Origin of the sequence: Spartinivicinus marinus (assembly GCF_026309355.1) — a bacterium.
GTDB lineage: Bacteria > Pseudomonadota > Gammaproteobacteria > Pseudomonadales > Zooshikellaceae > Spartinivicinus > Spartinivicinus marinus.
Genome location: NZ_JAPJZK010000001.1, coordinates 277,337 through 295,636 on the forward strand (window position 1 = coordinate 277,337; position 18,300 = coordinate 295,636).

Annotated in this window: 18 protein-coding genes; 9 read left to right on the top strand and 9 right to left on the bottom strand. The window is 41.5% G+C overall.

Going from position 1 to position 18,300, the window contains the following annotated elements; all coding sequences use genetic code 11:
* The first annotated feature begins 192 nt into the window (after positions 1 to 192).
* From OQE68_RS01295 to OQE68_RS01330, 8 genes are all read left to right on the top strand, one after another.
* Positions 193 to 546 (top strand): c-type cytochrome, encoded by a 354-nt coding sequence (locus OQE68_RS01295; RefSeq protein ID WP_219340030.1) that lies wholly within the window; start codon positions 193 to 195, stop codon positions 544 to 546.
* Positions 507 to 1,817, top strand: coding sequence for a cytochrome D1 domain-containing protein (locus OQE68_RS01300; RefSeq protein WP_289623316.1), 1,311 nt, complete (start codon positions 507 to 509; stop codon positions 1,815 to 1,817). Before OQE68_RS01295 ends, OQE68_RS01300 begins: the two co-directional genes overlap by 40 nt.
* 13 nt (positions 1,818 to 1,830) lie before the next feature.
* On the top strand, positions 1,831 to 2,283 hold the full coding sequence (locus tag OQE68_RS01305) for an Lrp/AsnC family transcriptional regulator (RefSeq protein WP_180568533.1): 453 nt from the start codon (positions 1,831 to 1,833) through the stop codon (positions 2,281 to 2,283).
* 14 nt (positions 2,284 to 2,297) lie between these two features.
* Positions 2,298 to 2,807 carry a siroheme decarboxylase subunit beta gene (ahbB, locus tag OQE68_RS01310; RefSeq protein WP_180568532.1) on the top strand — a complete coding sequence of 170 codons (510 nt, stop codon included), beginning with the start codon at positions 2,298 to 2,300 and terminating at the stop codon, positions 2,805 to 2,807.
* 111 nt (positions 2,808 to 2,918) lie between these two features.
* Positions 2,919 to 3,365: an Lrp/AsnC family transcriptional regulator gene (locus OQE68_RS01315; protein ID WP_219340029.1), complete on the top strand. Its 447-nt coding sequence runs from the start codon at positions 2,919 to 2,921 to the stop codon at positions 3,363 to 3,365.
* Positions 3,340 to 3,870: a siroheme decarboxylase subunit beta gene (gene ahbB / locus OQE68_RS01320; RefSeq protein WP_180568531.1), complete on the top strand. Its 531-nt coding sequence runs from the start codon at positions 3,340 to 3,342 to the stop codon at positions 3,868 to 3,870. The genes OQE68_RS01315 and ahbB (OQE68_RS01320) overlap by 26 nt, the downstream gene beginning before the upstream one ends.
* A gap of 38 nt (positions 3,871 to 3,908) precedes the next feature.
* A complete protein-coding gene (gene nirJ, locus OQE68_RS01325; protein WP_180568530.1) occupies positions 3,909 to 5,087 on the top strand; it encodes a heme d1 biosynthesis radical SAM protein NirJ in 1,179 nt (392 codons plus the stop codon).
* 22 nt (positions 5,088 to 5,109) lie between these two features.
* Positions 5,110 to 6,678: a cytochrome D1 domain-containing protein gene (locus tag OQE68_RS01330; RefSeq protein WP_353618538.1), complete on the top strand. Its 1,569-nt coding sequence runs from the start codon at positions 5,110 to 5,112 to the stop codon at positions 6,676 to 6,678.
* Positions 6,679 to 6,718: 40 nt separating this feature from the next.
* On the opposite strand, the gene OQE68_RS01335 is transcribed toward OQE68_RS01330, so the two are convergent.
* On the bottom strand, positions 6,719 to 7,504 hold the full coding sequence (locus OQE68_RS01335) for a type IV pili methyl-accepting chemotaxis transducer N-terminal domain-containing protein (protein ID WP_180568529.1): 786 nt from the start codon (positions 7,502 to 7,504) through the stop codon (positions 6,719 to 6,721).
* Between the two features lie 360 nt (positions 7,505 to 7,864).
* On the opposite strand from OQE68_RS01335, the gene OQE68_RS01340 reads away from it, so the two are divergent.
* Positions 7,865 to 8,488 (top strand): hypothetical protein, encoded by a 624-nt coding sequence (locus tag OQE68_RS01340; protein ID WP_219340028.1) that lies wholly within the window; start codon positions 7,865 to 7,867, stop codon positions 8,486 to 8,488.
* 73 nt (positions 8,489 to 8,561) lie between these two features.
* Here the strand turns inward: OQE68_RS01340 and OQE68_RS01345 are convergent, their stop codons facing one another.
* From OQE68_RS01345 to truA, 8 genes are all read right to left on the bottom strand, one after another.
* On the bottom strand, positions 8,562 to 11,117 hold the full coding sequence (locus tag OQE68_RS01345) for a hypothetical protein (protein ID WP_180568528.1): 2,556 nt from the start codon (positions 11,115 to 11,117) through the stop codon (positions 8,562 to 8,564).
* Positions 11,118 to 11,475: 358 nt separating this feature from the next.
* Positions 11,476 to 12,135 carry an SPOR domain-containing protein gene (locus OQE68_RS01350; RefSeq protein WP_180568527.1) on the bottom strand — a complete coding sequence of 220 codons (660 nt, stop codon included), beginning with the start codon at positions 12,133 to 12,135 and terminating at the stop codon, positions 11,476 to 11,478.
* Positions 12,136 to 12,138: 3 nt separating this feature from the next.
* Positions 12,139 to 13,440 carry a bifunctional tetrahydrofolate synthase/dihydrofolate synthase gene (gene folC / locus OQE68_RS01355; protein WP_180568526.1) on the bottom strand — a complete coding sequence of 434 codons (1,302 nt, stop codon included), beginning with the start codon at positions 13,438 to 13,440 and terminating at the stop codon, positions 12,139 to 12,141.
* Positions 13,430 to 14,449 carry an acetyl-CoA carboxylase, carboxyltransferase subunit beta gene (gene accD / locus OQE68_RS01360; RefSeq protein ID WP_180568525.1) on the bottom strand — a complete coding sequence of 340 codons (1,020 nt, stop codon included), beginning with the start codon at positions 14,447 to 14,449 and terminating at the stop codon, positions 13,430 to 13,432. Before accD ends, folC begins: the two co-directional genes overlap by 11 nt.
* A 172-nt stretch (positions 14,450 to 14,621) precedes the next feature.
* Positions 14,622 to 15,419: a tryptophan synthase subunit alpha gene (gene trpA, locus OQE68_RS01365; protein ID WP_180568524.1), complete on the bottom strand. Its 798-nt coding sequence runs from the start codon at positions 15,417 to 15,419 to the stop codon at positions 14,622 to 14,624.
* Between the two features lie 11 nt (positions 15,420 to 15,430).
* Entirely contained in the window at positions 15,431 to 16,654 is a 1,224-nt protein-coding gene (gene trpB / locus OQE68_RS01370; RefSeq protein WP_266195430.1) for a tryptophan synthase subunit beta, read from the bottom strand.
* Positions 16,632 to 17,270: a phosphoribosylanthranilate isomerase gene (locus OQE68_RS01375; protein WP_180568522.1), complete on the bottom strand. Its 639-nt coding sequence runs from the start codon at positions 17,268 to 17,270 to the stop codon at positions 16,632 to 16,634. Before OQE68_RS01375 ends, trpB begins: the two co-directional genes overlap by 23 nt.
* Before the next feature lie 104 nt (positions 17,271 to 17,374).
* The gene (truA, locus tag OQE68_RS01380) at positions 17,375 to 18,235 is read right to left on the bottom strand and encodes a tRNA pseudouridine(38-40) synthase TruA (RefSeq protein WP_180568521.1); all 861 of its coding nucleotides are present in this window, start codon (positions 18,233 to 18,235) and stop codon (positions 17,375 to 17,377) included.
* Between the last annotated feature and the right edge of the window lie 65 nt (positions 18,236 to 18,300).

The following is an 18,300-nucleotide window of genomic DNA, read 5'->3' on the forward strand; positions in this document are numbered from 1 at the left end:
GGGTGTTCTGGAACTGCTGTCAGGAACAGCTAAAGCGCTAAAGGCCATGGATGGCCTTGTAGAGCAGTGGAAGAATACCCTGTTATTCCATATCGGACACTAGACTTATTTTCAACACCCTTTTACGACACCCTCCTGTGGGGAGAAGGTTAGGATGAGGGGGGAAGTCCTATAACAACCAGGTAAAAGCCGATGGTACGACGATTTTCTTCATCATTTACTTTATTTTTTTCATTGATTTTAATGATTAATAGTTCCCTTTTCGCTTATGCTGAAACAAGTCATCGTACTCCAAGTATAAAAAAGCAACAAGCGCTGCTTCATCTATTAAAACAGGACTGTGGGTCTTGTCATGGCATGCTGTTAAAAGGTGGTTTGGGACCACCACTATTAATGAAAAACCTTGAGGATAAGCCTATTGAATTAATTATTAATACCATTCTATATGGTCGCCCAGGTACTGCTATGCCCCCCTGGCAGGGCTTACTCTCAACCCAGGATGCCACATGGTTAGCACAACAGTTAAAAACCGGAGTCATCGAATGAGTCTTTCTACAACAGTAAAACAGTTAGGCTTAATTCCTAAAAGTGTTACAAAATACGTTCAGAACACTATTTACTCTCCCCTATTACTTACCTTTTTCATTATTTCGCTAAGTGCTTGTCAGTTACAAAATCATCAGCTAAGGCCAACGGGTGACTTAGGGGTAATCATTGGACGAGCGACTGGCTCTATCCAAATTGTCAATACAACACAACAAGAACCCTTAGCAAAAGTCGACAAACTTGGTGATTTATCACACGCTTCTGTCGTATTTTCTCGTGATCAACGTTATGCCTATATTTTTGCTAGAGATGGAGGGCTCACTAAAATTGATCTACTCCAAGATAGAATTGATCACCGAATTATTCAGTCAGGAAACAGTATTGGTGGAGCCATTAGTCAAAATGGTAAATGGATCGCTGTGTCTAACTATACACCAGGTGGCATCAAAATATTTTCAGCAGACACGTTAGAACTTGTCGCCGATATTACAGCCACGCCATTGAGCACAAACACAGAAAAGAAAGTCATTTATAGTAAAGTGGTAGGATTAGTAGATGCACCAGGTAACCGTTTTGTTTTCAGCCTATTTGATACCAATGAAATTTGGGTTGCTGACTATATTAACCACGACAATAACGAAGAGTGGAAAGTCAAGAAATACCCTAAAATTGGCAAGCAACCATATGATGCATTAATTACACCTAATGGCCGCTACTATATTGCGGGATTATTTGGTGAGAGCGGCTTCGCTTTGCTGGACTTATGGCACTTAGAAAAAGGCGTTAAACAGATTTTGCCAAATTATAATAAAAATAAGCGCACACTGCCTGTTTATAAAATGCCTCACTTAGAAGGCTGGGCTATGGCTGGGCATTATGCTTTTGTACCAGCAGTCGGGCAACACAACATTTTGGTGATTGATACAGAAAGATGGCAACAAATTGCTACCATTCCAGTTCATGGTCAACCTGTTTTTGCTGTCGCTAGACCCGATGGACGTCAAGTATGGGTTAATTTTGCTTACCCTAATAACAATACCATACAAGTTATCAACACAGAAACCTATCAAGTTGTACACCAGTTTATGCCAGGACAGGCTGCACTTCATATGTCCTTTACACCCAAAGGAGAACAATTATGGCTTTCGGTAAGGGATAGTAATGAAGTACAAGTTTATGACCCTACTACGTTCAAAAAATTAGCCGCATTTTCTGTAGATAGTCCAAGTGGTATTTTCTTTACCAGTCGAGCACATCAAATTGGTTTATGAGCGGGGGTCAATAATGCAAGCATTAGAAAAACAACTAATTAGTCAATTCCAAAAACTAAGTGTCATTAGCTTGACACCTTATCAAGCAATCGCAAGAGAACTTGGTGTATCAGAATCTGATATTATTAACTCCCTCCAACAACTAACAGATAACAATATTCTCTCTCGGTTTGGCCCTGTTTTTAACCACAGTGCTGCTGGCGCAAGTACGTTGGTTACTTTAGCGGTGCCAACAGATGAATTAGATACTGTAGCTGAAAAAATTAATCAATATCCAGAAGTGAATCATAACTATGCGAGAGACCACTATTATAACCTTTGGTTTGTAGTGACTGCCTATGACCAAGACCACTTAATTCAAGTAATTAATCAGATTACCCAAGATATAAACCTTACTCCTTTAGTTTTACCCATGGAAAAAGCTTTTTATATAGATTTAGCTTTCCCGATTAACTGGGATAGTTAAGGGCACCTCTACTCATGATATCAGCAATTAACTATCAATTAACATTAAGCCAACAAGAAAGACTAAAAGCATTTTTAGAACAGGGCTTACCATTTGAGCATAGGCCATTTAAAGCATTGGCAGAACAACTACAAACATCTGAACAAGCATTATTAGAAACTGTACAACAATGGCAGCAGCAAGGGCTTATCCGCCGATTTGGCTTAGTTATTCGTCATCATGGGTTAGGTTATCATGCCAATGCTATGGTGGTTTGGGATATTAATGATGAAGATGTAGAGCGAGCTGGTGAAAAATTAGCCAACGAACCAGCAATTACCTTATGTTACCAACGTAAACGACAACAACCTGAATGGCCCTATAATTTATTTTGTATGATTCATGGTAAGGAAAAACAACAGGTTTTAAATGAAATAAAACAAATTATTGCGCGGCATCAACTACAAAAAGTGCCTTATGAAATACTGTTTAGTAATAAAGTGTATAAACAAAGGGGGGGGCGTTATAGCCCTCGCAAATCATAATATAGCCAATGCGAATGGTTTTTAGGGGCGGCCGTCGAGCGATGAATCCCCATGAGTTTATGTTTTTGAGCGACGACAACAAACCCTAAAGATAATTCGCGAAGGGTATAAATGATGGATAAATTAGATCGACAACTGCTTAACCGCTTACAAACAGGCATACCCATTTGCGAGTATCCATTTCAAGTCATTGCTAATGAACTTTCTTGCACTGAGCAACAGGTTATTGATAAATTGCAAAAAATGCTTGATTCTGGCTTGCTAACACGCTTTGGTCCATTATTTGATATTAATGAATTTGGTGGTGCCTTTACCTTAGTAGCTATGCAAGTGCCCAGCGAAGACTTTGATAAAGTCACTGCTATTGTTAATCAGTTCCCTCAAGTTGCTCATAATTATCAACGTCAACATCAATTTAATATGTGGTTTGTCATAGCCACAGAAAAAACGGATGAAATAGTCGATATTATTACCCAAATAGAGTCTCTTACTGGCTTACGCGTTTATAATATGCCAAAACAGGAGGAGTTTTATGTCGGCTTATACCTCCCAGTTTAACCTCCACTCCAGCCAACCACTGAGCAATTCACTGACGCCTATTGAACGGAAACTAGTGGTTCTGACACAATCAGGGCTACCTGTCATACCTAAGCCTTTTGAATGGCTAGCAGAACAATTGCAAGTATCACTAGCTGAGACACTAGTCATTATACAACAGTTACAGCAACGAGGCGTTATTCGCCGTATTGCTGCTGTCCCTAATCACTATCGACTAGGTTATCGCTATAATGGTATGACAGTATGGGATGTAACAGACTCTCAAGCTAACCTCTTAGGTAAGCGAATTGCCCAATTGCCTTTTGTCAGCCACTGCTATCTTCGACCACGACATTTACCAGAGTGGCCATTTAATTTATTTGCGATGATCCATGCTCGCAAACAAGCTACTATGGAAAATTATCGTAGCCAAATTCGTGATGTACTGGGAAAAGCCTATCAATCAGATGATGTATTAGTAAGCAGTAAAATTCTGAAAAAAACTGGACTACGACTACTACCTTAAATGACTCTTTACAACTATAAATTAAAAGTGCAACTACTATGTTCCGGATCAGTCAATTTATGCGTTGCTTAACGCAGGAGTCCCCTCCTCCTTTTCCATCCCCCCCTAAAGCACCTGTCATTATCTGGAATCTCACACGACGCTGTAATTTAACTTGTCGCCACTGTTACTCCACCTCTGCCAACACCCATTTTCACAACGAACTAACCACTACAGAAGCAAAGCAAGTGATGGACGATTTACGTGCAGCTAATGTTTCTGTATTAATATTATCTGGCGGCGAGCCACTATTAAGGCCTGATATATACGAACTAACAGCTTACGCACGTGCCTTGGGCTTTTTTGTTGCTTTATCTACTAATGGGACATTAATCAACAAAAACAATATTCAACAGGTGACCAACGCTCAATTTAATTATGTTGGTATTAGTGTAGATGGCCTGGAAACAACCCATGATCAATTTCGCCAGCAAACAGGCAGTTACCAAGCTTCGCTTGCAGCAATTAATTACTGTAAACAAGCTAATATTAAAGTCGGTATTCGCTTTACGTTAACGGAACAAAATGCCTGTGAGCTACCTCAGTTGCTTGATTTAATGGAAGATCTTCATGTAGATAAATTCTACTTATCACACCTAAACTACTCTGGCCGTGGCAAACGCAGTGCTAAATTAGATGCATCAAAGCGAATTACCCGTAATGCTATTGAATTATTATTTAAACGAAGCTATCAACATCTTATTGAACAACGTAATACCGATTTTGTAACTGGTAATAATGATGCAGATGGTCCTTTTTTGCTACAATGGGCCAAACAGCACATAGCCACTCAATCATTAAACAATACTGAACGAAAGCAGAAAATTAAACTTTTAGAACAGCATCTGAAACAATGGGGTGGAAATGCTACAGGCATCCATATTGCCAATATTGATAATATGGGCAATGTCCACCCTGACAGCTACTGGTGGAGCTACAGTTTAGGAAATATTAAAGATAAATCTTTTAATAAAATTTGGTTTGATAATAATGATACATTATTAGCTGGTTTGCGCGAACACCCAAGAAGAATAACAGGAAGATGCTCCCATTGTCAGCAGTTTTCAATTTGTGGCGGTAACACCCGCACCCGTTCTTATGCACTTACCGGTGATGTTTGGGGCGAAGATCCAGGTTGCTATTTACATGATAACGAAATTGCGGTGGTACAAGTATAAATGAATAAAGGAGTAGATATCAGTGAACAAAATAGTTGTTTTTGCCACTTATTTTTTGGTTTCATTATCACAACTAAATAACTTAGGGTATGCTCAAACAAAACCAGTTATAGATGAAAACGTACTTTATCAGCAACACTGCCAAACTTGTCATGGTAAAAATCGCTTAGGGGGTCATGGGCCTGCCCTATTACCAGGCAATCTATCTCGTCTAAAACCTGTAGTAGCAGAAAAGGTTATTAATGATGGCAGGCCCGCCACTCAAATGCCTGGCTTTTCCTCGGTTTTGAATCAGCAACAGGTAACTGCTTTAGTTAAATTTATTTATCAGCCTCCAACTAAAGCGCCCCAATGGAACCTAACAGCAATTAAAAACTCTCATCGTATGCTTGTCCCAACTAGCCAATTACCCAAAAAACCCACATATCAGGCAGACATAATGAATCTGTTTGTCGTTGTGGAAAGTGGTGATCACCATGTCACCATTTTAAACGGCGATACGTTTACACCGATACATCGATTCAAAAGTCATTATGCCTTACATGGCGGCCCTAAGTTTTCCCCAGATGGGCGCTTTGTTTATTTTGCCTCACGGGATGGCTGGGTAAGTAAGTTTGATCTCTATAGTTTACAAACGACTGCAGAGGTTCGAGTTGGGTTAAATACTCGTAACCTAGCAGCCAGTGCAGATGGTTATTATCTTATGGCAGCCAATTATTTACCAAATACACTGGTACTACTCAACAGCCAGGATTTGTCTGTGAAAGATATTATTCCGGTAAGTGATGGCCATGGAAAGCCTTCAAGAGTCAGTGCAGTTTATACTGCCCCTCCTCGTAATAGCTTTATTGTTGCACTCAAGGATGTCAAAGAAGTTTGGGAAATTCCATATAATCAACAGGGCGCCAACCAACTGAGGCAGTTATCTGTACTTCCAGAGCAGTCTTTATTGTTACCAGCATCCCCTTTTACCATCAAGCGAATTCCTGTGACGGATTATCTCGATGATTTTTTCTTTGATGCAAACTATCAACATTTAGTTGGTACCAGCCGGGAAACCCATAATGGCAATGTCATTCAACTTGATCAAGGTAAAAAAATTGCCTCTATCCCTTTAACCGGACTTCCCCACTTAGGCTCAGGTATTTATTGGACTATTAACAAGCAATCGGTAATGGCTACGCCAAATATTAAAAAAGGTATCATATCTATTATTGATATAAACAACTGGAAAGTCATTAAAGAAATCCCAACCGAAGGCCCTGGCTTTTTTATTCGCAGTCATAAGAATTCTCCTTATGCTTGGGCTGATGTGTTTTTTGGACCGAACAAAGAAAAAGTACATATTATTGATAAACAGCAATTAGAAATAATCAAAACGCTAGCTCCTATGCCAGGGAAAAATGCAGCGCATGTTGAATTCAGTAAAGATGGTCGCTATGCGCTACTGAGTGTATGGGATATGGATGGCGCACTTATTGTTTATGATGCTAAGACACTCCAGGAAATTAAACGCTTACCCATGAAAAAGCCTTCAGGTAAATATAATGTCTATAATAAAACCCATTATGCAGAAGGAACGAGTCACTAACTTAGCAACTAAAAATCATTCATAACCGGTATATAAGCTTCTAATGAATAGCTTCATACTGGCTGGTAATACCCTCCATTTTTTTCAACATAAACTCAGTTGTAGCAGCTATGACAAAGGGTACATATTGATTATTTTTCATAAAATTAAAGCCAGATCGCGAAAACCGCCATTGTGAAATAACTTTATCTAATGCAGAGTTAAGGGCTTCATTATTAACACTTGAACTCCTCAACATTACTAATGCTCGGTCATATTCATCAACAGCTGCTTGCAAATGTTGTTGAAGATCACCTCCAGTTACTCGCCAACTTAAACCTGCGTATAACATAGCAATCCTTTGTGACAACATGCGCTGGCGACCTGCAAGATTAATTAACCTGCCTTTTTTGCCTTTAACCTGTTGTTCAAGTACTATTACTAACTGCTCACAAGCTGCCAATAAGCGATCACCTTCCTTTATCACATTGTCTGCTTGATTAAATTGAGGCTTTTGTGTCACAAGCTGACTAAATGTAGACCATTGGCCCTGCATTGGCACTAATAATACATCCTGCTGTTGATTTTTAAGAAAGCTCGCCAGTTGAACCAGCTGTTTCTCAAATAACTGCTGCCCTGCCTGTAACTGTTGGTTAAACTTGTCCGTAGCCACGCCTTGCCCAATGAGTAAGTAAGACTTTGCTATTCTTTGAGTTAACATTCGCTGCCGACCAGCAATATTAATGATCTCATCTATCGTTAGTTCAGCTGCATTCACAACAGACTCAAATGGTTGAAGAAATAAACAGGTCAAGATGATAGCTAACAGAGAAGGTTTTAAGTGCATAAGGTAAGTACCAGAACAGAGAGATAATGCTACTCCGTTATACATATTACACAAAATAAAGTGTTGCTTGAGGTCAACTAAGCCAAAGTTGTTGAACAATCATTTTTTGACTGCTATTTTCGCAATTCCTAATATTGAGCAGCTTCTTGGCTTTAGGTTTAGCTAAAGTGAATGGGAGTAAATAGCTAAAAATAAAACTAATATTAAAAGAATATAGGTATTTACCCTCATATACTCTCTATCAGGTATATTTGTAGGGTATTTAAGGTTTTTTAGTAGATAAAATGTTTATTAATTGATTAGTTAATAGTAGTATGTCACGGTTTAGAGATAACTTGGATTATAAGCAGGATGTTAACTTTGAAAAAAACGATAGTCATGACTGTTATTGCAAGCACCGCTCTAGTCGGATGTGGTACACGGAAAATAGCTGTTTTCCCTGAAGCGAAAACCATTAAAGCTATGACACCGCAAGAGGTCACTAGAAAGTCTGAGTGTCAGTTTGTAGGTACCCACACTATCACCAAAGCTCACCCTAACAATGTTTCTCGTGAATTAAAAAATGTTACCTATCAAAAAGGTGGTAACCGCTACTTTATTTCCAAAGTCTTATCTACGATAAAGTCAAAACCAACAGGTGTGGTAGCAGAACTATACAGCTGTGATCTCACTACCGGCGAAGGAACCCCAAGCTCCCCAACCGCAACAATTAATGATAATTCCCGCACCACACTGATTCCTGGTGCTCACGCAGTACGTGCAATTTCTTTTGCTGAAATAGAAAACAACCTCTGTAAAGTACTAGGCACTTACACAGTCCCTAAAACACATCCTAAAAATATTGAGCCAGAGCTGGCAAATCAAAGCTACATGATGGGTGGCAACCGCTATCATATTACCAAGATAATTTCGACTAGAGGTTCTCAGCCAACATCAGTAATTGCTGATGTATACAGATGTAAGCATCAATCAGTACACTTTTAATCACCAAACGTCATACTGTAAAAAGGTGTAACCGATTATAGGGGTTACACCTTTTTATTAAAAATATGATATATCAAGCATCACCTGTTTTATCAGTCCACTGCGGTTTATTCTTCGCCTTATACACCTCCCGCTGCTCAAACAAAAATGCATTAAAAGCTTCGTTAGCCAACTCAAAATTCACTTGAGTCGGTTGCTGCTTATAATCCGCAACCGCTTTTTCAAGACGAGCCTTTAAGTCACCATTACCAATCTGCGTTAATAAGCTCTGCACTTCTTGATGGATAGTCGTTCTACTAGTAGCAATATTACGGAAAATTTTACCGAACGCTGCTTGATGACGCTGTATAAAAGCATCCCATCGACCGGCTTGATCCGTTCCCTGCAAGGTATTAAATATGGGTAAAATATAACTTAAGGTGTTATTTCCCAGCCATTCACGACGTACTGTGCTTTGACTGGCATTTACTTTAACTTTACCACCCACTTCCACACCAGGTGCCACAGGCGCAGAAGCTCCACCGGCTATATTAATACCAGATTGGGTACCTAAACGAACAAACTGCAATGCCCATTTATTATTTTCAGAGCGTCTTAACCGAATATTAACACTGGCGCCTGCTTCTAACCCAAAATCACCAGCAAAACTTAAACTATCGCCCACTTGTTTAGCAATTTCTTCAGCAGAAATACTGGCATCACTACCATTAGCCTGAAAAATACTATTTAACCCGCTAAATGCAGCTCGTTCAGATGCCATCAGGCTAGTGAGGTCATTTAAACCCAACTGTCCCTTAAGAGTAAGATTAAACTCTAGAAACTCCCCTTGTCGATAATGGTTAGGGTGTTTAATAGTATTAAAATAATTAACATTAATACCTAAAGCTGCGTGCTCTGCAGGTAAGGATATTGCAAAAGTGCCACTTTCGTAATTACGTTTAAATTCACCATCTGCTTTGAAACTTAATTTTTCTAAAAAGGTTTTATCAGATATATGAAAAAGTGGTCGTTTTAAACGGTTTTCAAAATGAGTAACACTTTCTGCCTCATGACTCGCATGGGAGGCCGATGTGCTGGCTTGATAAACTTGCTGAAGTGCAGAATAAGCAACTATTACCGCTTTAGTAAACTCACCACGCCCTTTAGCACCTCGATTGGCCTCAATTGAAGTTTTTACTTGCCTAGCTTGCTTAAGTTGCTGTTTATCTACTTGCCTTGGATGTTGTTTAGCATAGTCACAAAACTGCACAATTTGGCTATAATGTTCAAACTCAGCAGCAAGCTCGTCAATTATTCGTTTGGCTCGGTCAGGTAATGCTAATTGTGCAGTATTTTTTTCATTAACCTCAGCAAGTCGATTAATGCTCGGCATATAATATTGCTTTTTAAAACGCTGAATACGACTACTATCCTCTTTTATACTATCCAACAACCTATCATATTTATGCACATCACCTGTGAATTTTATGCGAGAGTAAGTACCCTGAAATACTCGATGAAATAACTGTAAACCCGCATTAAATTGCTTTTTAACAATGGGAATTCGTAAAGGTATTTCTTTAGGTTGCAATACTTGACTTTCAACTTGACTGGCCAACCCCTGTTTTAACAATAAGTTATTTAATCGATGCTGTCCTGCTAATGCCTGTTGCTGCAAACCAGCAAACTGACGGTTTTCTTGCCATCCTTTGAGATGTTTAACTCCTTTTCCTGCTCCAGCCGTAAATAAGGCTCCCATCATATTATCTACATGTCGGTCAATAAAATCACTCAAGGAGTTATCATTGTAAACCACCCCTTTTGTTACTTTGACATCACCTGAAGCTTGCATAATTTTCTTTTCACCAGCAGTGATACCTAACTGCAAACCACCGGTACGAAATTCTAAAATGCCCGTATCATCATCAGCCTCCACATACAAACCAACATCAATACCTACATTGCCTTTTAATAAGTCAAGACCAAATAAGCCAGCCCCTGCTGTCAGCTGTAATGATAAATTAATTTGCGAGTTATTACCGGGCTGCTCAAAACGCTTCAATTGCTGATACATTTGGGCTTTTAATTCATCTCTGGCAATTAACAGCCCTTTCACTCTTACTTGAACCGCCAGTAACTGGGTGAGTTCTTTTAAATCACCTTTTGGCAATGCTTGAGATAAATTTGCTAACCCTTGTTGCAAACTGTCCACTTCAGCTACCGTTAAATTAACCTGTTCTTTGTGACCCAATAAGGTTTGCAAAGCCTGAAGTTGTTTAAAAGCATTACTTAATAGCTGTTGTTGTTTTGGATTTTTAAGTACAAGAGCCTGGGTATTTTGTTGTTGTAAAACCTGCAACAACTGCTGGGTATCCTGCCGAGAAAACTGGCCGTGCGGATCAGTCCAACGAAATAGAGTCTGATTGTTTGGCTCTTCCACTTGCTTTGGCTGCCATCCCGCAGGCACACTTAGGCTACGCTGAAATAAGCCAGCCATTTGCCTTTGCTCTGAAGAAGTTGCAAGCGCTAAACTAAGCCGTCGGCCACGATGGCTAGCTGTACACAGCTCCCCTTCACTTATTGTACGATTATTACTGTCATCCAGTTGACTTAAACGACTGAGGCCATCCAGGCGATCCATTGAAGACATAAGACAACTCCTCACCTGTTAATTTATCTGGGTGATTTTTTAGGTTTTAATTTTTATTATTATTAAATTCTTTAAAACAGCCTTCCCATGGCTATATTAGCTATATCTAAAAAAATACTTACATTAATTACATACCAACACGCTAGTATTAATCCAATAAAAAAACAGTTCTTTAGTGAAGAGACTTTATAGTTTAGTTTTTCGGTTATAAAAATTAACCATGCAGAGGGGTTTGGTAAATTTGCCAAAACACAAGAAAGGAGGGGAGATAGGTATTTTATTTTCACCATCCATGGTGGTCACAGCTAATTTTAAACAACTTTCGCAAAGAGATATCAACACTGTTAATAGCAGTAAACTAAGGTTTAAAGCGCATTACCAACCCTGATAATGACCAACGCTTAGCAATAGACTGCTGCTGCTGAATAACACTGTCTTTGGATAAAGATGGTCCGACATATACCCGAGTTAAGCTTTTTTGGCCAGTGGCTACTTGCTTACTATAAGCTTTATAGCCCGCCGCCCTTAGTTCTCTTAATAATTTGTCAGCATTCGCTCGATTACCAAAAGTCGCTAACTGCAATGTCCAGGTCACTGGCACTCCCTGCTGATCTAAGCTAGGAAGAATCGTCTGCTGGGTATCAGTTTCAATAGTGTCGGTTTTTTCCTCAGCGTGCTGGGCTGTATTATTTTCATCAACAACTATATCCCTATCATCAGTTATCAGCTCAACAGGTACTTGCTCCTCAACGGTAGGCTGAGTGTTGTCTTGTAGTTCATTTTCTTCACTTTTATTACTGGCTAACTCTTTACTGACCAGCTCTGTTTGGCGCTCAGCCACCCGCTGACGCTGCTGCTCAATATAAGCAGGCTCCACGACTGATGCAGGGGGCTGTGGAATAGGCACTTTTACCACTTGATAAGGGGTTTCCTGGTCAAATAATTGCGGCAAAAAAATTACGGCTAATGCCACCAGAACAATCGCCCCAACCAACCGTTGTTTTAAGCCGTCATCCATTATTTATTGTTGCTCCTCAACCCAGCATGGAATTAACGCTAACGTTTCTGCTACAGTATAAAATGAGCCTAGCACGATAATTTCCTCATTGGGCTCAGCGTCTTGTACAGCCTGTTCAATGGCGAATTTAATTTGCGAAAATGACTGCACATTTTTTATTGCCTGATTTGCAAAAATAGCCTGCAATCCATCAATAGGGAAAGCCCGCTCGGCATCAACCTGACTGATATACCAATGATTAATGACAGGAGTCATCGCTGCTACGATACCTTCGACATCTTTATCAGCTAAAACAGCAAAAACAGCACGCTGAGAATGATGGGCTTGTTTTAAACGTTGTGCCACCATGTGTGCTGCAGCCGGGTTATGAGCAACATCTAAAATCAGTTTAACGGGTTTATCTTTAATCGTTACATGCTCAATTTGCAAACGACCTAATAAGCTAGCACCCATTAAGCCTTTCACTATGGCTTCATAAGGTACTTGTAAAGATAACAGTTGCAGTGTTTGCAAAACAGTTAACGCATTGGTAAAAGGCAACGAAGGATAAGGCAGATCAGGTATTTCACAATCAACCACTTCCCCAGCCTCATCAACGTTTGTTTTGCCTTTAAATATCCAGGTCTTAGTTTGCTGTTCAGCAGTAAAATGCTGTCCTTTACACAACAACTGAAACGGTTCCGTTTCAGCTCGTTGGATAACCGATGGATACAGGGTTTCATCACCGTAGATCAGTGGAATGCCTGATCGAACAATACCGGTTTTTTCCCAGGCAATCGTATTTAACTCATTACCTAGGAAGTTTTCATGGTCCAAACCAATACTGGTCACCACTGCGACATCAGGATCAATAATATTGACTGCGTCTAACCGGCCACCCAAGCCTACCTCAAGTAATACAACATCTAGTGGCTGTTGCTGAAACAACCAAAAAGCTGCTAAGGAGCCAAACTCAAAGTAGGTCAGGGAGATATCTTTCCTAGCGATGTCAACGGCATGAAAGGCGGCGATTAACTGGCTATCCGATACTGGCTGGCCATTAATCACCACCCGCTCGTTATAGCGTAAAAAGTGAGGGGAGGTATATACCCCTACCCGGTAGCCCGCCTGTTGCAAAATTGCCTGCAGCATGGCAATAGTACTGCCTTTGCCATTAGTGCCCGCAACCGTCACTACCCTCTTGCCAAGTTTAGCTGGATTAAGCTGGGTAAAAACCTGTTGAATACGCGTTAAGCCAAGATCAATTTCAGTAGGATGAAGGCCCTCTAACCAAGAGAGCCACTCAGGTAACTGTTTAAACCTCATTTTTAGGTTCTGTTGCAGGTTGTTCTTCCGTATTTGCGGTACTTGCTTCAGCGGCTGGCTCGCTGGTTTCACTGGCTTCATCACTCTGGGGCTGATCAACAGCAGCTGTCGTCTCTTCTTCAGCTGCCACCTCATTAGCAGCCAATTCCGCAGTGAAATAAAAAGTCATTTTTTCTAATAATGAGGCAATTCGCTCACGAAGCTGGCTTCGCTGTAAAATCATGTCAACCGTGCCATGCTCTAATAAAAACTCACTGCGCTGAAAGCCTTCAGGTAGTTTTTCCCGAACGGTTTGCTCAATAACTCGAGGACCAGCAAAACCAATCAATGCATTTGGCTCAGCAATATTAACATCCCCTAACATTGCTAAACTGGCAGAAACCCCACCATAAACTGGGTCGGTCAAAACAGAAATAAAAGGTAAACCCGCAGCTTTTAGTTTTTCCAGTGCAGCACTGGTTTTTGCCATTTGCATTAAGGAAAATAATGCTTCCTGCATTCGCGCCCCACCACTGGCCGCAAAACAAACCAAAGCACAACGCTGCTCCAAACACACATTTACAGCCTGAACAAACTTCTCTCCCACGACAGACCCCATTGAGCCACCCATAAAGGAGAACTCAAAGGCTACTGCAGCCACTGGCACACCTTGAACGGTGCCTTTCATGGCTAATAGTGCATCTCTTTGCCCAGTTTGTTTTTGTGCAGCATTTAACCGGTCTTTATATTTCTTACTATCTCTGAATTTCAGGCGATCTTCCGGCTCTAAGTCTGCAGCAATTTCCTCACGGTTTTCTGGGTCTAAAAAGTAATCTAAACGTGTGCTAGCAGAAATCCGCATATGGTGGTCACATTTTGGACACACATCGAGATTTTCCTCAAGCTTTGGCTGATACAGAATTGCCCCACACTTGACGCACTTTTTCCACAGCCCTTCTGGCACATTACTGTGTTTTTTCGAGCCAGACAAAGACGGCAGATTAAATTTATCTAATAACCAATTAGCCATAAGTTGCTACCTAAAATAACAAAGCGGAGGTGCTAATGCAGAACCCCTATGAATAATCCGGGGCAATACCCTAGCACTTCCGCTACAAACAAAAAATACGATAAAACCCTATATAAGAACGGTTGACGTTTGCTCAAAAATAAGGTTAGAGGCAAACGCCAAACAGCACTTTTTAATCAATTGCTTGACGTATCGAGCCTAGCAGGTCTTTAACCGCAGCAATGGTGGCTTGATCATCAGTACCTGTTGCAATTTTTTTAACAATTGCACTACCAACAACTACAGCATCTGCCGTTTGAGCAATTGCCTTGGCAGTTTCAGCATCTCGAATACCAAACCCGACACCCACAGGCAACTGGGTATATTGCCGAATCCGTGTCAGCTGACGATTGACTGCATCGACATCAAGGGTAGCAGCCCCAGTAACGCCTTTTAAGGAAACGTAATAAATAAACCCAGAGGCACTATCACAAATGGTTTTAATTCTAGTTTCCGCTGTCGTGGGGGCCAGTAGATAGATAATATCTATATCCTTTGCTTTTAGCTGATCAGCCAACGGGCCAGCTTCTTCAGGAGGTAAGTCCACTGTCAAAACACCATCGACACCCGCATCAGCAGCAGCTTCAGCAAATGCTTGATACCCCATCACTTCCACTGGGTTGAGATATCCCATTAATACAACAGGCGTTTGATTATCTCTCTTACGGAACTCAGCCACCATCGCTAATACGTTTGACAACGTAACCCCGTGGGACAGCGCTCTCTCACAAGCCTGCTGAATCACAGGTCCATCAGCCATGGGATCAGAGAATGGAATTCCTAACTCAATAATGTTGGCTCCCGCTTCCACCATAGCATGCATTAATGGGACAGTAAGCTGAGGTGAATTATCACCAGCAGTGACATAAGGAATCAACGCCTTCCGTTGTGTTTTTTTCAGTTGTTCAAAACAAGATTGTATTCGACTCATTGTTCGCCCCGTTAGCTCCAGTCCACGCCATCAATTGCCGCTACGGTATGAATATCTTTATCGCCACGGCCTGATAAATTGACCACAATGACCTGATCTTTTGCCATCGTGGGTGCCAGCTTTTCTACATAAGCTAACGCATGGCTACTTTCTAAAGCTGGGATAATCCCTTCCATACGAGTTAAACGATGAAATGCGGCTAATGCCTCCTGATCAGTAACAGCCACATATTCTGCTCGACCCGTATCTTTTAACCAAGCATGTTCAGGCCCTACGCCAGGATAATCTAAGCCTGCTGAAATAGAGTGGGTATGAATAATCTGTCCAGCATCATCTTCCATTAAGTAAGTACGATTACCGTGCAATACCCCTGGTTTACCAGCGCATAAGGGTGCTGCATGTCGACCTGTGGCTAAGCCTTCGCCAGCCGCTTCTACTCCGATAATGTTAACGGAGGTATCCCCAATAAAGGGATAAAACAAGCCAATGGCATTAGAGCCCCCCCCAACACAAGCCACAATGCTATCGGGTAATTTACCAGTCTGCTCAAGGCACTGACTACGCGCTTCACGACCAATGACTGATTGAAAATCACGGACCATTTGAGGATAAGGATGAGGCCCTGCCACTGTCCCAATGATGTAAAAGGTATTATCTACATTGGTCACCCAGTCCCGCATGGCTTCATTTAAAGCATCTTTCAGGGTACGCGAACCTGACTCAACAGGAATCACTTCGGCCCCCAACAGTGACATCCGATATACGTTCAACGCTTGTCGTTTAACGTCTTCAGCTCCCATATAGACATGGCACTCTAAGCCCAGGCGAGCCGCTACGGTTGCTGAGGCAACGCCGTGTTGACCGGCTCCCGTTTCAGCAATCACCCGAGGCTTGCCCATATGTTTAGCCAACAATGCCTGCCCAATGGTGTTATTCACCTTATGGGCACCGGTATGGTTTAAATCTTCACGCTTTAAATAAACTTGAGCACCACCCAGGTGCTTAGACCATCGCTCAGCAAAATACAGTGGAGATGGACGACCAACATAGTGAGCCAAGTCTTTATCAAACTCTGCTTGAAAGTCTGGATCTCGCCACAACTTGTGGTAAGTTTCTTCTAACTCAGCTAATGCCGCCATCAAGGTTTCAGATACAAAACGACCACCGTAAGGCCCAAAATGACCTCGGCTGTCGGGTAGTTTTAATAGATCTTCAACACTGTATTGTTGAGACACTGGCAACCTCTCGAATAAACGCATTAATTTTGGCAGGGTCCTTAATACCTTTTGCTTGCTCCACCCCGCCACTTACATCCACAGCAAAAGGCCTCACCTGTTGAATAGCCATTGCTACGTTATTGGCAGATAAGCCACCGGCAAGAATAATCGGTTTGCTGGGATGAGCAGGAATACACTGCCAATTAAAAGTTTCACCGGTTCCACCAGGAATACCGGGGCGATAGCTATCTAATAAAATACCTGCCGCCGACTTATACTGCCCGATAATACGGTTAATATCCATCCCTTCTCGCACTCGAAGGGCTTTTATATAAGGTTTATTAAATTGCTGACAAAAAACTTCAGGCTCATCACCATGAAATTGCAATAACCCGAGCGGTACGTCTGTTAACACTTGTTGTATATAGTCAGTTGTTGCATTCACAAACAGACCAACAGTAGTAATAAATGGACTTAGGCTACTTGCTATTTCAGCTGCTTGCGGAATATTCACCGCTCTTGGGCTTTGTTCATAAAACACCAGGCCAATCGCATCAGCACCCGCATTCACGGCTGCCTTCGCATCCACCAGCCGAGTGATACCACAAATTTTTACCCTTACACGTTGATTCATATACAACTCGAAACCCTGTTATTTAAAACCCTGTTATTTAAAACCCAGTTATTCAAAACCCAGATATTCAAAACAAAATCATTCTATCCAGTGACTAGTACTAACTACTCTGTCAGCCAGGGTGATAGAAAGTATGGGCCTAAGGGAGGGGAAGGTAAATCAAATTGCTCAGGATAGCCTACATCAACAAAATATAAGCCATAAGGTGGTGCAGTGACTCCCCCTTGAGTTCGGTCACGAGCAGCTAATACGTCTTTTACCCAGCTGATAGGGCGTTTACTACAGCCAATGGCCATCAATACCCCAGCAATATTACGCACCATATGATGTAAAAATGCATTGGCTTTGACATCGATAACAATTAAGTCACCAAAGCGCTCTACCCGCAAATGATGAATCGTCTTAACTGGTGACTTGGCCTGACAGCCGATTGCCCGAAACGAGCTAAAGTCATGCTCGCCTTCTAAAGCCTGAGCAGCCTCACTCATCAAGGCCACATTCAGGGGCCGATAGTTCCAGGTGACCCCATTGGGTAAGTGGGCAGGCCTCACTGGGGTATTTAGAATGACATAGCGATAACGACGATACACTGCACTAAAACGAGCATGAAAACTATCATCCACCGGTTTAACCCAGCGTACTGAGATATCATTAGGAAGGTTACTATTGGCACCAAATACCCAGCTTCGCTCAGAGCGTATTGCAGTGCTATCAAAGTGAATGATTTGATTACAACCATGTACTCCGGTATCAGTCCGCCCTGCACAAATCACTGTTAGAGGATGATCAGCCACCTCACTGATAGCTGCCTCTACTGCACGTTGAACGGTCTTGATACCTGAGCGCTGGGCTTGCCAGCCATGATAATGGGAACCATCATATTCGATACTGGCAGCAAAGCGTTGAGCCACTTCAGTCGCTGGCTGCCGATCAGCGACTGAATCATGGGATTGCACCTGAGTCATTACTCCCTACTGTCTGATTACTACCCACCATCGATTTTTAAGCGCCCTCTTTAGCAGAGGGCTGG

Excerpts from the sequence above, each read along its gene's own strand:
- folC (WP_180568526.1), bottom strand. The coding sequence starts at position 13,440 with ATGAGGTTTAAACAGTTACCTGAGTGGCTCTCTTGGTTAGAGGGCCTT.
- OQE68_RS01315 (WP_219340029.1), top strand. The coding sequence starts at position 2,919 with ATGATGGATAAATTAGATCGACAACTGCTTAACCGCTTACAAACAGGC.
- OQE68_RS01295 (WP_219340030.1), top strand. The coding sequence starts at position 193 with ATGGTACGACGATTTTCTTCATCATTTACTTTATTTTTTTCATTGATT.
- OQE68_RS01345 (WP_180568528.1), bottom strand. The coding sequence starts at position 11,117 with ATGTCTTCAATGGATCGCCTGGATGGCCTCAGTCGTTTAAGTCAACTG.
- OQE68_RS01335 (WP_180568529.1), bottom strand. The coding sequence starts at position 7,504 with ATGCACTTAAAACCTTCTCTGTTAGCTATCATCTTGACCTGTTTATTT.
- OQE68_RS01375 (WP_180568522.1), bottom strand. The coding sequence starts at position 17,270 with ATGAATCAACGTGTAAGGGTAAAAATTTGTGGTATCACTCGGCTGGTG.
- ahbB (WP_180568532.1), top strand. The coding sequence starts at position 2,298 with ATGATATCAGCAATTAACTATCAATTAACATTAAGCCAACAAGAAAGA.
- OQE68_RS01350 (WP_180568527.1), bottom strand. The coding sequence starts at position 12,135 with ATGGATGACGGCTTAAAACAACGGTTGGTTGGGGCGATTGTTCTGGTG.
- nirJ (WP_180568530.1), top strand. The coding sequence starts at position 3,909 with ATGTTCCGGATCAGTCAATTTATGCGTTGCTTAACGCAGGAGTCCCCT.
- ahbB (WP_180568531.1), top strand. The coding sequence starts at position 3,340 with ATGTCGGCTTATACCTCCCAGTTTAACCTCCACTCCAGCCAACCACTG.
- OQE68_RS01300 (WP_289623316.1), top strand. The coding sequence starts at position 507 with ATGGTTAGCACAACAGTTAAAAACCGGAGTCATCGAATGAGTCTTTCT.
- trpA (WP_180568524.1), bottom strand. The coding sequence starts at position 15,419 with ATGAGTCGAATACAATCTTGTTTTGAACAACTGAAAAAAACACAACGG.
- OQE68_RS01305 (WP_180568533.1), top strand. The coding sequence starts at position 1,831 with ATGCAAGCATTAGAAAAACAACTAATTAGTCAATTCCAAAAACTAAGT.
- truA (WP_180568521.1), bottom strand. The coding sequence starts at position 18,235 with ATGACTCAGGTGCAATCCCATGATTCAGTCGCTGATCGGCAGCCAGCG.
- accD (WP_180568525.1), bottom strand. The coding sequence starts at position 14,449 with ATGGCTAATTGGTTATTAGATAAATTTAATCTGCCGTCTTTGTCTGGC.